At 70.3% G+C, this 12843-nt stretch carries 10 protein-coding genes; 3 read left to right on the forward strand and 7 right to left on the reverse strand.

Annotation, left to right across the window (positions count from 1 at the left end; translation table 11 throughout):
- Positions 1–18: 18 nt before the first annotated feature.
- Together M2157_RS41345 and M2157_RS41350 are read right to left on the reverse strand one after the other, a co-directional pair.
- A complete protein-coding gene (locus M2157_RS41345) occupies positions 19–693 on the reverse strand; it encodes a polysaccharide lyase family 7 protein (protein ID WP_280856004.1) in 675 nt (224 codons plus the stop codon).
- Between the two features lie 170 nt (positions 694–863).
- Complete coding sequence (locus M2157_RS41350; protein WP_280867703.1) at positions 864–2351, reverse strand: PHB depolymerase family esterase; 1488 nt, start codon at positions 2349–2351, stop codon at positions 864–866.
- Positions 2352–2669: 318 nt separating this feature from the next.
- Between M2157_RS41350 and M2157_RS41355 the strand changes: the two genes are divergently transcribed.
- The gene (locus M2157_RS41355; protein WP_280867704.1) at positions 2670–4109 is read left to right on the forward strand and encodes a tannase/feruloyl esterase family alpha/beta hydrolase; all 1440 of its coding nucleotides are present in this window, start codon (positions 2670–2672) and stop codon (positions 4107–4109) included.
- Positions 4110–4140: 31 nt separating this feature from the next.
- On the opposite strand, the gene M2157_RS41360 is transcribed toward M2157_RS41355, so the two are convergent.
- Positions 4141–5040, reverse strand: a complete 900-nt coding sequence (locus M2157_RS41360) for a S1 family peptidase (protein ID WP_280867705.1) — start codon at positions 5038–5040, stop codon at positions 4141–4143.
- Between the two features lie 194 nt (positions 5041–5234).
- Between M2157_RS41360 and M2157_RS41365 the strand changes: the two genes are divergently transcribed.
- Complete coding sequence (locus M2157_RS41365) at positions 5235–6515, forward strand: MFS transporter (RefSeq protein WP_280856000.1); 1281 nt, start codon at positions 5235–5237, stop codon at positions 6513–6515.
- Positions 6516–6695: 180 nt separating this feature from the next.
- Complete coding sequence (locus tag M2157_RS41370) at positions 6696–7532, forward strand: helix-turn-helix transcriptional regulator (protein WP_280868341.1); 837 nt, start codon at positions 6696–6698, stop codon at positions 7530–7532.
- Between the two features lie 19 nt (positions 7533–7551).
- Here the strand turns inward: M2157_RS41370 and M2157_RS41375 are convergent, their stop codons facing one another.
- The 4 genes from M2157_RS41375 to M2157_RS41390 form a co-directional block, all read right to left on the reverse strand.
- Positions 7552–8376 carry an SAM-dependent methyltransferase gene (locus M2157_RS41375; RefSeq protein ID WP_280867706.1) on the reverse strand — a complete coding sequence of 275 codons (825 nt, stop codon included), beginning with the start codon at positions 8374–8376 and terminating at the stop codon, positions 7552–7554.
- 207 nt (positions 8377–8583) lie between these two features.
- Positions 8584–8994 (reverse strand): hypothetical protein, encoded by a 411-nt coding sequence (locus M2157_RS41380; protein ID WP_280867707.1) that lies wholly within the window; start codon positions 8992–8994, stop codon positions 8584–8586.
- Complete coding sequence (locus M2157_RS41385; protein ID WP_280867708.1) at positions 8978–11938, reverse strand: S8 family serine peptidase; 2961 nt, start codon at positions 11936–11938, stop codon at positions 8978–8980. The genes M2157_RS41380 and M2157_RS41385 overlap by 17 nt, the downstream gene beginning before the upstream one ends.
- A 31-nt stretch (positions 11939–11969) precedes the next feature.
- The gene (locus M2157_RS41390; protein WP_280867709.1) at positions 11970–12797 is read right to left on the reverse strand and encodes a DUF3152 domain-containing protein; all 828 of its coding nucleotides are present in this window, start codon (positions 12795–12797) and stop codon (positions 11970–11972) included.
- Positions 12798–12843: the final 46 nt, after the last annotated feature.

A 12843-nucleotide genomic window follows, 5' to 3' on the forward strand; every position in this document is an offset into this window, starting at 1 on the left:
TCTGTCGGTCCGTCGAGATCACCGCGTCCAGTACTGGATGTTGCGGAAACGGGCCTCCACGCGCCCCGAGCCGTGGTTGTAGACGCCGTTCTTGAAGTAGCGGGTGGCCGGGCCCCGGTCGGCGACCGTCAGGACCAGGGCGTCGTCGAACCAGACCTTGATCGTGCCCGTTCCTGTGCTCGCCTGGTGGGCGATCTTCACGTTGAACCAGGTGTTGTAGGCCCCAGTCTTGAGGACCGTGCCGTCGTAGCGGCGCACGGTGCCCCCGCCCGTGTCGTAGACGTTGAGCATGATGTCGGTGGCCGGAGTCCCGGAGGGGTGGACGCTCCGCAGGATCTGCACGAAGGAGGCGCCGTCCGAGCCGGAGGGGAGATAGACGTCGGCGTCCCACATGTGATCGCCCGTCTTGTAGTCGGCCTTCCAGCGCATCTCGGTGCGCGGGTCGGTGGAACTGCCCTCCTCGAAGGGCTCGTCGGTGGCGTACACCCACATCCGGTGGACTCCGCCGCTGTAGCTGTGACGCTCGCTCAGATCGAGGTTCCAGGGCTTCTGCCAGCTGTAGCTGAACGACGTCTGCCTCCAGCCGTCGGTCGGGTCGGCGGCCACCGTCGCGCCGGCGGGCCGGGGGAGGGCGAGTGCGGGGCCGCCGACCAGCAGTCCGGCCGCTGTCCGTAAGACGGATCTCCTGTTCATCGGGCGTCCTTTCCGTTCCGGGAGTGGAGGTCGATCCGGTCGGGAGGCAACACCAATACATCGGAGGAGTCAATGACTTCGACCGCACCTTGTGTGCACGGAGGTGGATTCAGAGCGATTCAGGCGGGTCCCTGTTCCCCGATACACCCGATGTATCGACAGGTTCGGGATCAGGCCGGGCAGCCGGAGTCGGCCACGACGTAGTAGCCGGGCGCGGTCTGCTCGAGGGTGTGCCCGGTGAACGTGTTCCACAGGCCCATGGGCTCGTCGGAGCCGTTGGCATAGGTCTGGCCGTCGCTCTGATGGGCGCGGCCGGCGACCGTGTGGTCGTAGTTGCTCGCCGTATGACACGTGGGTGTGAACCCGGTGGTGGATGCGGTCACCGGGCCGGAGACCGCGCCCGGCGCGCCTGCCGCGTCCACGGCCGCCACGGTGTAGCCGTACGTCGTGCCTGCGGTCAGGCCGGTGTCGGTGTAGGCGGTCGACCCGGTAGTGCCCGCCTTCCTGCCGTCTCGGTAGACGCTGTACGAGGCCGCGTCCGGCACCGCGTTCCAGCTCAGGGCCGCGGTGGTGCCGGTGGTCCCGGTGACCGTCAGTCCCGTGGGCGCGGGCAGGGCGCCGGTGCCCTGGTCGTGGCCGTCCAGGCCCCAGAAGTGCAGGGTGTGGTAGCTGGAGCAGATGGTGTCGAGGTAGTACGTGCCGGTGGCGCCGCACTGCTCGGTGCCGCTGCCCGGGTCGACCGCGAGCCCGTGCGCCATGCCGGCGATCGAGTAGACCTCGACCGCGGGTCGGCCGGAGGTGTCGTCGTAGGCGGTCAGCGTGGTGCCCCCGCTCAGGCTTTCGGTGCGCGAAGGCGTCTGGCCGATGCCCCACACGTCGGTCCACTGGTCGCGCAGCTCGGTGGCGTTGGCGGGCCGGACCGTGGTGTCGGCGGAGCCCTGCCAGATCGCGACGCGCGGCCAAGATGCGGTGCCGGCGGGAGCCGCGGAACGCACCAGGTCGCCCCACTGGGCGGGCGTCCTGTCCGGTGGGCTGTACATGCAGGTGTACGCCGCGGAGACGGTGGTCGCGCAGTACGCGGGCAGACCGGAGTCGATGGCGCCGGCCGCGAAGACGTCGGGGTAGGCGGCCAGCAGGTTCGCGGTCATGCCGCCGCCGGCGGACAGGCCGGTGACGTAGACCTGCCGGCTGTCGCTGCCGTACTGCGAGACGGCCTTGTCGACCATCTGCCTGATCGACAGTGCCTCGCCCCGACCGCGCGAACTGTCCCCCGGCTCGAACCAGTTGAAGCAGGAGTTGGCGTTGTTGGCGCTGCTCGTCTGGGGGAGGACCAGCGCGAAGCCGTAGCGGTCGGCGAACTTCGGCCAGCCGGAGTGGGCGTAGTAGTCGCTCGCGCTCTGGGTGCAGCCGTGCAGGGCGACCACGAGCGGGGCGCCGGACGGCAGGGCGTCCGGCGCATAGGCGTACATGGACAGGTTGCCGGGGTTGGTGCCGAAGCCGGTGACCTGGGTCAGGCCCGCGGCGGACGCCTGCGGGCCCATGGCGACCAGGCCGGCTGTGAGGGCCAGGGTGCCCGCGGCGGCGGCGACCCGGCGGCGGATGCCTCTGACGAGGCTGCGGCCCTTCGTGAAGCGGAACGGAGGATGCGACGGTCCCATGACGACTGCCTCCTGATACACGGGCTCCTGATGCACGGGCTCCTGATGCACGGCCGGGCCCGTTGGTCGGTTGCCGTGCATCATCGGGGCGCGTCCGCCGGCCTTGGCATGGGCTGAACAGCCAGGACCGAGGGAAGCGCTGTGTGACGGCCGCCCATAATCGCTCTCGCGCTCGGCCGGGCAGGACCTGCCGCCCGGTCCGGGGTGGTGTCCCGCACCATCGCCGTAAGGCCGACGGTGGTTGGCCGACCCATGTCTGAGGCGGGTGGGGCGCCCTAGTCTCCCGCGCATCCCTGCAGCGTCCTCGGAGGCACACTGATGCGTCTGTCCCCCAGCTCTCCGTCAGGCTCCTGGCAACACCGCGTTCCCACGGCCCTCGCCGTGGCTGCTCTCGTGCTCACTCCCACGTCCGCCACCGCCGCATCGGGAAATCCGGGCGGGCACTGCGCGCACCAGGCGCAGTTGCGCGTGCCCGGGGCCGAGCGTCAACAGGTGGCGTGTCTGGCCGAGTTGACCACGGCCGGCACGGTCGCGTCGGGGCACACCGACCCGGCCGACTGGGCCGGGCTGACACAGAAGGACCTGGCCGTCCCCGGCGGAGTTCCGGGCATGCAGATCGACGGCTACTTCCCCGACACCTCCACCACGAACACCAACCACGGCTGGAGACACGACTCGCAGTTCGTCATCCGGCTGCCCGACCGGTGGAACGGCGGCCTGGTGGTCGCCGGCACCCCCGGCAACCGTGAGCAGTACGCCAACGACCGGGCCATCGCCGACTCGGTGCTGTCCCGCGGCTATGCGTACGCCGCCACCGACAAGGGCAACACCGGCCTCGCCTTCTACCGGGACGGGAAGACGCCGGGTGACGCCATCGCCGAGTGGAACGCCCGGCTCACCCAGCTCACCCGAGCCGCCCGGGTCACGGTCGCCGCGCGCTACCACCGTCCGCCCTCGCGCACCCTGGTGACCGGCATGTCCAACGGCGGATACCTGGTGCGCTGGCAATTGGAGAACCGTCCCGAGCTCTATGACGGCGGAGTCGACTGGGAGGGCACCTTGTGGCGCCCCGACGGGCCCACCCTGCTGGACTTCCTGCCCGAGGCGCTGCGCCACTACCCGGTGTACGCCGCCGGGGGCGGACGCGCCCGGGAGGCGCGGGAGGCCCTGCACGCCGCGGGGTTCCCGGCCGGGTCGGAGTTCCTCTGGCCGTATCACCACCAGGTCTACTGGGACCTGACCCAGCGCATCTACCGCGAGGAGCTCGACCCCGGTTTCGACGGGGCGACAGAGGCGGGTACGCCGTACTGCACGACGGGGACACCGGCCTGCGACACCGACTACGAATACGCGACGCGTCCCGACGAGGTGAGGCGGGCCGTGGCGAAAATCGCCCTGACCGGACGGATCGGCAAGCCGCTGATCACCCTGCACGGCACCCTGGACGTCCTGCTGCCGATCAGCCAGGACTCCGATGTCTACGCCCGTATGGTGCGCGACGCCGGACGAGGCGGTCTGTACCGCTACTACCGCATCGAGGGCGGCACCCACACCGATGCCCTGGCCGACGTGTTCCCGGACCGGCTGCGTCCCCTCGCGCCCTGCTACCGCACGGCGTTCACGGCTCTCGAACGCTGGCTCGGCACAGGCCGGCGGCCGCCCGCCTCCCGGACCGTGGCCCTGCCCGCCGGGGCGGAAACCGCGACCCTGGTGAACAGCTGCTCCCTGGGAGCTCGAGGGCATGGCGGCCATCTCTGACCTGCTGATCCTGCCGGGGTCCAACGCCTCGTCAGTACACGGACAGCCCGTAGGCGGCCAGCACTTCCTGGATCGGCTGGTAGTAGGTGGTCCCTCCCGAGGCACAGTTCCCGGAGCCGCCGGAGAGGATGCCGAGGACCTTGTCGCCGGCGTGGAGCGGGCCGCCGCTGTCGCCCGGCTCGGCGCAGATGTTGGTCTGGATCAAGCCCGTGACGACGGTTCCGTCCCCGTAGTTGACACTCGCGTTCAGCGCGGTGACCCTGCCGCAGTGGACGCCGGTGGTCGCTCCCCGGCGGCAGACGCTCTGGCCGACGTAGGCGGTCGCGGTCCCCGTGACGTCGACGGTTCCGATGGTGCCGGGGTGCGGTACCGCCGGGTTGGAGTACCGGACGACACCGAAGTCGTCGCCGGGGAAACTGGTGCCGGTCGTGGGGCCGACCATCGTGGTCATGGCGGAGCTGGTGTACCAGGTGGGCATGCCGTCGGTGCAATGACCGGCGGTGACGAAGTAGTACGTGGAGCCGCTGCGCACGTTGACCCCCGCCGAGCAGCGCCGGCCGGCCGTGTGGATGCCGTCGCCGCCCGACAGGAGGGTGCGCAGCCGACCGTCGAGCCGTTCGAGGGTCGCGGCGCCCGCGAATTGCCCGGTGGCCCGGCGGATTCTGGCCAGGTCCGCGTCGGCGACCGCGGAGTCGGCGAGTACCCGCAGCTTCCCGGTGCGCTCGTCGACGGCCCAGGACGTCCCGGCGATTCCCAGGGACCCGACGGCCGAGGCCGCGCCGGACACCGCGGCGGAGGCCGGTGCCGCGTCGGTCTCGGGCGCCGCGGCCGCACTGGTGCCGGACGCCGCGAGAGCGGTCGCCACGAGCAGGCTCACCACCGAGGCGATCAGCCGTGGACGTCTGGTGCCGTTTCGGCGTGCTCTGATCACTGAAGCCTCCCGAGGGCGCAGGGCCGCGGCCGACGCTTCAGTGTGTCCGGCCGCGCCCGGTACGGGTAGACGGCCTTCGGCCGATGAACGGGCCGTCGGCTTGGGACAATTGTGGCTCTCGCTTTGCTCGGCATGCGTTGTTCGTCTTGGTGCCCGGACCTAACCTCACCTGCGGAACCGTGGGAAGGGCCGGAATGCTGAATACCGTTCGGGAACAGGCGAAGGGGCTCACCAAGGACCAGCGCAACGCGTTCGTCGCCGCCTATCTGGGATGGGCGATGGACGCGTTCGACTACTTCCTGGTGGTCCTGGTCTACAGCGAGATAGCCGACGACTTCCATGTCTCCCTCACCGACATGGCCTTCCTCACCACCGCCACCCTCGTGATGCGTCCGGTCGGGGCCTTCGTCTTCGGCATGTGGGCGGACCGCCGTGGCCGCCGGCTCCCGCTCATGGTCGACGTGGTCTTCTACTCGATCGTCGGATTCGCCTGCGCCTTCGCGCCCAACTACGCCGTGCTGCTGGTGCTGCGTCTGCTGTACGGCATCGGCATGGGCGGCGAGTGGGGCCTGGGCGCGGCTCTCGCGATGGAGAAGATCCCCGCCGAGCGGCGCGGCTTCTGGTCGGGCCTCCTGCAGAGCGGCTACTCGCTGGGATATCTGCTCGCCGCCGTGGCGTTCTTCGTCATCGAACCCGTCTTCGGCTGGCGCGGGTTGTTCGCCTTCAGCCTGGTGCCCGCCCTGGTCGCCCTGTGGGTGCGCAGCCGGGTGGAGGAGAGCGAGGTGTGGGAGAAGAGCGTCAAGCTCAACCGCACCCCCGCGTACCAGGTGTTCAGGGACCCGGCCGTGCTGAAGCGTTTCGTGTACCTCGTGGCGTTGATGACCGCCTTCAACTGGATGTCGCACGGCACTCAGGACATCTATCCGACCTTCGTCAAGAAGGGCCTGGGTCTGTCCCCGGACACCTCCATCGCCATCGCCGTCGTCTACAACATCGGCGCCATGATCGGAGGCGCGCTGCTCGGTGCCTTCTCCGAGAGGCTGGGGCGCCGTCGCACGATCATGATCGCGGCGGCCGGTGGTCTGGTCGTGGTGCCCTTCTTCGTGCTGTCGACGACCGTGGGCTGGCTGATGCTCTCCTCCTTCCTGATGCAGATGTGCGTCCAGGGAGCCTGGGGTGTCATCCCGGCGCACCTGACCGAGATGAGCCCGGACGCGATCCGCGGCTTCTACCCCGGTGTCACCTATCAGCTCGGGAACCTGATCGCCGCCCTCAACCTGCCCATCCAGGAAGCCCTCGCCGAACGGCACGGCTACCCGGCGGCGATGGCGTGGACCGTGGTACCGGCCCTGGCCGTGGTGATCGTGCTGAGCGCCGTCGGCAAGGAGGCCAAGGGCATCCGGTTCGGCAGCTCGGGCACGGCGGGCACCCGGGGCGGTCCGACCCCGAGCACCGCGGCGGCCGACAGCGCGTAGGCCCGCTTCCGGGTCCCGATCCGATCCGAGCCGGGCCGTGAGCCCCTACGATGGCAACTCGCAGTGTCTGTACGTGTGCACAGTCGCGTTCCACCGCAGGGAGAAGTGCCCATGGGTGCCCATAGGTCCGCAGGAACACCGATCGACAGCGTGATCCTGGGCGGGCGGTCGGCCGGGCCCATGGTGCCGCGGCTGCTGCTGGGCGCGCGGCTGCGCAGGCTGCGGGAGGAGCGGGGGGTCTCCCGTGAGGATGCCGGGCATGCCATCCGCGGCTCACGGTCGAAGATCAGTCGTATGGAGGCCGGCCGTCACGGCGTCAAGCTGCGGGACGTGGAGGATCTGCTCACTCTCTACGGCGTGGCGGGCGAGGCCGAACGCGCCACCCTGCTGGCCTTGGTCGAGGAGTCCAACACCCCTGCCTGGTGGCAGTACTTCAACGATGTGGTGCCGGCCTGGATGCAGAACTACCTCGCGGCCGAACAGGCGGCGAGTCTCGTCCGCTGCTTCGAGGTCCAGCGTGTTCCCGTCCTGCTGCAGACCCCCGACTACGCCCGTGCCGCCCTCCGGCTGGCCCACGCGGACGCGTCGCCGGAGGAGATCGAACGACGTGTCGCGTTACGGATGTCCCGGCAGCGGATCCTGCACAGGCAGCCGGCGACCAGGCTCTGGGCGGTGCTCGACGAGGCGGCGCTACGGCGGCCCGTGGGCGGCAGCTCCACGATGCGCGCCCAGCTCAGGCATCTCATCGACATCTGCCGGTTCCCGCAGGTCTCCGTCCAGATCCTGCCGTTCCTCTCCGGCGGCCACTCGGCCGAGGGCGGCCCGATCACCATCGTGCGGCTGCCCGGCAGCGAGTTGCCCGACGTCGTCTACCTCGAACAACTCGCCACCGGCCTCTATCCCGACCGTCCCGCCGAGATCGAGTGCTATTGGGACGCCATGAACCGCCTGGCGGTCGAGGCCGAGTCACCGGACGAGACGCCCACGATCCTGCACCGCATCCTCCAGGAGACCTGACCTCACGCCGGGAGCGGTCTCAGCTCTTGCGCGCCACACCGCCGTACTGGTGCACCTCCGCGGGAAGGCCCAACGCCTCGGTGTCGGGGCGCCAGCGCGAGCACGACGCCACGCCCGGTTCGAGCAGTTCCAGTCCGTCGAAGTAGCGCGCGAGCTGCTCGGGGCTGCGGAGGATGTAGGGGATCGAACCGCCCTCGTTGTACTGCTGGATGGCCTGGACGTAGGCCTCGCTGGTGGCGGTGCTGTCGTACTGCACGAGGAAGCTGCCGGAGGGCAGCCCGGCCACCAGCTCCCGCACGATCGAGCACGCCTCGTCGTGGTCCTCGATGTGGCCGAGGATGCCCATCAGCATGAGGGCGACGGGCTTGTCGAAGTCCAGGGTCTTCCCGGCCTCCCGCAGGATCGTGGCGGGGTCGCGCAGGTCGGCGTCGACGTAGTTGGTGACCCCCTCCGAGGTGCTGGTCAGCAGCGCGCGGGCATGGGCCAGCACCAGCGGGTCGTTGTCCACGTAGACGATCCGGGACTCCGGGGCCACCCGCTGGGCGATCTGGTGGGTGTTGTCGACGTTCGGCAGCCCGGTGCCTATGTCCAGGAACTGCCGGATGCCCTCCTCACCGGCCAGATGACGGACGGCGCGGGCGAGGAAGTACCGCGCCGCGCGGGCGCCGGTCTCGATGCCGGGGAAGATCTCGCGGAAGGCGTCACCGGCCACCCGGTCGACCTCGTAGTTGTCCTTGCCGCCCAGCCAGTAGTTCCAGATCCGGGCCGACTGCGGCACAGAGGTGTCGATCTTGGGCAAGGCCTCCTGTTCGGACTGCTCGGAGTTCTCTGCCTGATCAGCCATGAACGCTCCTGCGTGTGCGCGACGGGGAAACCCGCCGAACGGTTCGAACACCGGTCGTGGACGTCCACGTTAATCCCCGCAGCTCACCTCATGTGAATCATCGGCCCCAACAGGCCTGGATCCGCCGCCTGTTGGGTCCCGGTCGCCCAGGTGAGCACGACTGCCCGGGACAGCTGCGAGGCTGTCCCGGGCAGGTGCGTACAGGGGTTACGGGGTGGTCAGGTAGGCCCTTTCGATCGTCTGGGACAGGGTGTTGCCCGCCCGGTCCGTCAGTTCCGCGCGCAGGGAGACGGAGCCTGCCGTCGCCGGGTGCTTCAGCGACAGGTGCGTGCCGCCCACGGACTTGGCCGTCTGCCAGGTCTTCCCCTCGTCGTAGGACACCTGGAAGGCGAGCTTCGCCGGGCGCTGTCCCGCCGCCGCGCCCTCGACGGTGAAGGGCACCTCGAAGCGCTTGCCCGCCTTCGCCGTACTGGCCAGGGTCAGGTCGGGGCTGAAGCGGACCGTCGACAGCGGCAGTCCGGTGAACTCGTCCTCCGGGGTCTTCGCCGAGCGGAAGGTCCACTCCGCACGGACCCGGGTGCTGACCGGATACACGCCCGGGTCACGGGAGTTGTCCACGGTCAGCTTGTACGCGGTGTCCTCTGCCGGAACCGTGTACTCGGTGAGCCCGTCGGTCGGAGGGATGCCGTAGTCGTCGGCGATCTCCTTGCCGTTTCGCCTCCAGCCTGGTCGTCACCTCTGTGGTGTTGCTGGTGCCCCAGTGTCCGGCGCCGTCGCCGAACAGCGGGACATACGCCCTGACGGTGTTCCCCGTGCGGGCGACGCCGGGGAAGCCCCTGGCCGGTCCGAGCTGTCCGGTGCCGGGCAGGGCCGGGCCGAAGACGCCGACGTTGAAGCGCTCCCGGTAGCTGTGACCGGCCTTCCAGGTCTGCGGCATCCTCATCAGGAAGTTCTCGAACACCGACTCCTCGGCCTCGCCCGAGACCTGCCAGGTGCGCATGGACCACTTCACACCGTTGTCGAGGATGTACTCGGTGCTCCGGAACGGCAGGTCGCCCCGCATGTCGGTGAAGCCGAAGACCAGTTCGCCGTCGGGCAGGTGCGGGCTCACCTCGGCCTGGACGCGTCGGCCGTCGACCGCCTCGCCCACCTGGAGGTCGACCTTCGCCAACTGCTTCCGCCCGACCTTGGCGGTGAAGCCGTCCAGGCTGCCCTCCCGGAACCAGGCCGCGTGGTAGTTGACCCGGTCGCCGTCCGCGCCCCGGCCGCTCCAGCCGCCGGAGTACAGGGCGTTGAGACCGCCCACGGGCTCCCCGCCGCCCAGCCGCCCGAACCGCGAGCCCTTGAAGCTCGGCATCAGGTACTGGAGTGAACCATCACGCTTGCCCTCGCCGCGCCCGAAGCCGATCAGGACGGTGGCGTCCGTGCCCTCGGCCGTCGGGTCCGGCACGGTGATGTCCACCGGCTTCGCCTGCCGGGCGTCCACGGTGACGGTCTTGTCGCCGTCCAGCCGGAACCTCGGCTCCACCAGAATGCCGTGGGCGGGCGACGAGGTCTCCGGGTGGACGACCCCGCTGAGGATGTAGTCGCCCTTGGGCAGCCGTACCGTCAGCTCGCCGTCCTGCTCGTCGGCGTACTCGGCGTAGAAGTCGCCGTCGAAATCGGCGACGGAGGTGGCGGCGTCCCCGGTCGGCCGGCCGTTCTCGTCGATGTGCTTGAGCGTCAGGCTGTACGACTCCACCTCGCGCGCCGCACCAACGGCGGACCGCACCTGGACCTCGCCGTCGGCCGAAGTGGCCTGCACCGAACCGCCGAAGCTGCCGTCGGCGCTCCCCGCGCGGGTGTCCGCCGTGACCTCGGCGCTCGCGGTGCCGCCCGCCGGGACGGTGATCCGCTGCGGGGACACGCTGAACATGCCCTCGGCGGCGGGCTTGCCGTCCACCGCGAAGGCGTCGACGGACAGGTCGAGGGTGACCGGCTCGGTGCCGAGGTTGCGGTAGGTGAGCTGCCTGGTGGACGGCTTGTCGTCGGCGTGCGGCCACTGCTGCTCGCCGAAGTCGAGCGGCCCCTGCTCGGTGACGACGTTCTGTTCCAGCGCCCGGACCAGATCGGTACGGCCGGTGCCCTGCTGGAAGGAGCTGTACGTCCCCGGCTTCGCGGAGCCGGTGAGGACCGCCTTGAGACGCTCGCGGCTCCAGTCGGGATGCTGCTGGGCGAGGAGGGCGGCGGCGCCCGCGACATGCGGGGTCGCCATGGACGTACCGTCGAGGGTGGCGTAGCCGGGGACGCCGGAGGGGTACTCCTTCTCGATGAGGCTGCCGGCCGCCGCCGCTGCCGTGATCTCGGCACCGGGCGCGGTCAGGTCCGGTTTGACGCCGCTGTCCCCGACCCGCGGGCCGCGACTGGAGAAGTCGGCGAGCGCGTCGGACTTGTCGACCGCGCCCACGGTGAGCGCGGCGTCCGCGCTGCCGGGCGAGCCGACCGTGCCCTCGCCGAACTCGCCCTCGTTCCCGGCCGCCACGACGAAGAGCGTGTCGGATTCGGCGGAGAGCCGGTTCACGGCCTCCTCCATCGGGTCGGTGCCCGGCAGGTCGGTGCCGCCGAGGCTGAGGTTGACGACGTCCGCCTTCTGGGCCACCGCCCACTCCATGCCGGCGATGATCCCGGAGTCCGAGCCGAAGCCGGTGTCGTCCAGGACCTTGCCGTTGAGGATCTTCGCGCCCGGCGCGACCCCCTTGTACTTGCCCCCGGACTTGGCGCCGGTGCCGGCCACGGTGGACGCCACGTGCGTACCGTGTCCGAACTTGTCGCCGGTACCGTCGGAGCCCGAGAAGTCCTTCTCCTCGACCACCTGGTCCGCGAGATCGGGGTGGGAGGTGTCGACTCCGGTGTCCAGGACGGCGACCTTCACCCCGGCGCCGTCGTACCCGGCGGCCCACGCGGTGGGTGCGCCGATCTGCGGGACGCTCTTGTCGAGCGAGGCCTTGCGCCGGCCGTCCAGCCAGACCTTCTCGACGGCCCCGGACTCCTCCGTGGTGACGGTGTCCCAGAAGTCGGCCGTCCGCTTCTTGACGGAACGCATCGACTTGCCGTTGACGACGGGCAGCGTTCGGCCCATCCGGGCCCCGGCCTCGGTGAACGGGCTCATCGAGGGCGCCTTCCGGCCCTTGAACGTGACGATCAGCGGTACGTCGGACCGGCTCGCGTCGTCGTAACCGTCCTTGAGCAGCTGGGTCACGTCGAACAGCCTCGCGTCCAACTTCCCCTGGGCGAGCAGCAGTTCGGCGTCGCCGGGAATCACCCGGGTGTGTCCGGCGACCTCCCGGATCGAGAACGGCACGTTCTTTCGGCCCGGTGCCCGCTCCACTCCGGAGACCCGGCCCTCGTGGCCGACGAGGACCCGGTCGCCGGTGACCAGCGTGACCGTCCGTACCGCGGCGGCCGTACGACTGCCCCCGGTGTCGACGGCTCCCGCGCCGGCCGGGAGACCGGCCAGGACCAGCGTCACGGACGCGACTCCCGCGGCCATGGCCGCATGTCTGCGGCGTACGCGTAACTCCATTTGCACTCCTGACAGTTGGGGGATCAATGCGTCACGGGACGGAGGGGCCCGTGAGGAGACGGCCGTCGCTGTCGTACGGCCAGACATTGGGGACGCAGCCGAGCAGGCCCTTGATCTGCTGCATCATCGCGGGGGCCGGCTGTCCCTTGCCGGGGCAGGTCACATGGCCGTGGCCGAGGAAGTGGCCCACCTCGTGGTTGATGATCAGCGAGCGGTACCCGACGACGTCCTTCGGATAGAACTCGGTGGCCAGCACCCAGCGTCTGAGGTTGACCATCACGTCGTGATCAACGCTGCAGTTGACCTTGCCACCGGTGTCGAGACCGCCCGCGGCACAGATCTTGTCGACGGTCGCCGGGGTGGCGAGGCGGACCCGGAAGTCGGTGGGGCCACTGGACACCCGCTGGAACGCCGAGTGGCCGTCGGCCGTCCAGCCGCGCGGGTCGGCCAGGGTCCGCTCCACCTGCGCGGCGACGTCCTCGGGGGAGATCGTGATGCCCTTCTCCACCTCGACCCGGTAGCGCAGGGGCGTGCCCTTGCCGACCCGCCCGCTCCCGCCGGGCGCGGTGACGAAGGTCCCCGGACCGCTCTGGGGGAGGGGAGTCGTGGAGGGGCTGGGAGGAGCGCCGGACTCCTCCGGTTCCGGTGACTCGGCGGGCCTTCGAGGCTCCGGACTCGCCACGGGTGAGGGAGCCGCGGACGTGCGTCTCGCGTCGGACGGCAGCCACGCCACCACCGCGCCACCGACGGCCGCGAAGGCCACCAACGCGGCCAGGCCGCCCATCAGTTGGCTCTTCACACTCCGCTCGGAGTGCTTCCGGCGACGGCGGCCGGCGGGGTTTCGTTTGTGCGCTGTCACGGTGATCACGATGTGATCGCCATGTGATCGGACCTGGCCCGGAAGG

It is taken from the genome of Streptomyces sp. SAI-127 (assembly GCF_029894425.1).
Lineage (GTDB): Bacteria > Actinomycetota > Actinomycetes > Streptomycetales > Streptomycetaceae > Streptomyces.

Excerpts from the sequence above, each read along its gene's own strand:
- M2157_RS41345 (WP_280856004.1), bottom strand. The coding sequence starts at position 693 with ATGAACAGGAGATCCGTCTTACGGACAGCGGCCGGACTGCTGGTCGGC.
- M2157_RS41350 (WP_280867703.1), bottom strand. The coding sequence starts at position 2,351 with ATGGGACCGTCGCATCCTCCGTTCCGCTTCACGAAGGGCCGCAGCCTC.
- M2157_RS41355 (WP_280867704.1), top strand. The coding sequence starts at position 2,670 with ATGCGTCTGTCCCCCAGCTCTCCGTCAGGCTCCTGGCAACACCGCGTT.
- M2157_RS41365 (WP_280856000.1), top strand. The coding sequence starts at position 5,235 with ATGCTGAATACCGTTCGGGAACAGGCGAAGGGGCTCACCAAGGACCAG.
- M2157_RS41370 (WP_280868341.1), top strand. The coding sequence starts at position 6,696 with ATGGTGCCGCGGCTGCTGCTGGGCGCGCGGCTGCGCAGGCTGCGGGAG.
- M2157_RS41375 (WP_280867706.1), bottom strand. The coding sequence starts at position 8,376 with ATGGCTGATCAGGCAGAGAACTCCGAGCAGTCCGAACAGGAGGCCTTG.
- M2157_RS41385 (WP_280867708.1), bottom strand. The coding sequence starts at position 11,938 with ATGGAGTTACGCGTACGCCGCAGACATGCGGCCATGGCCGCGGGAGTC.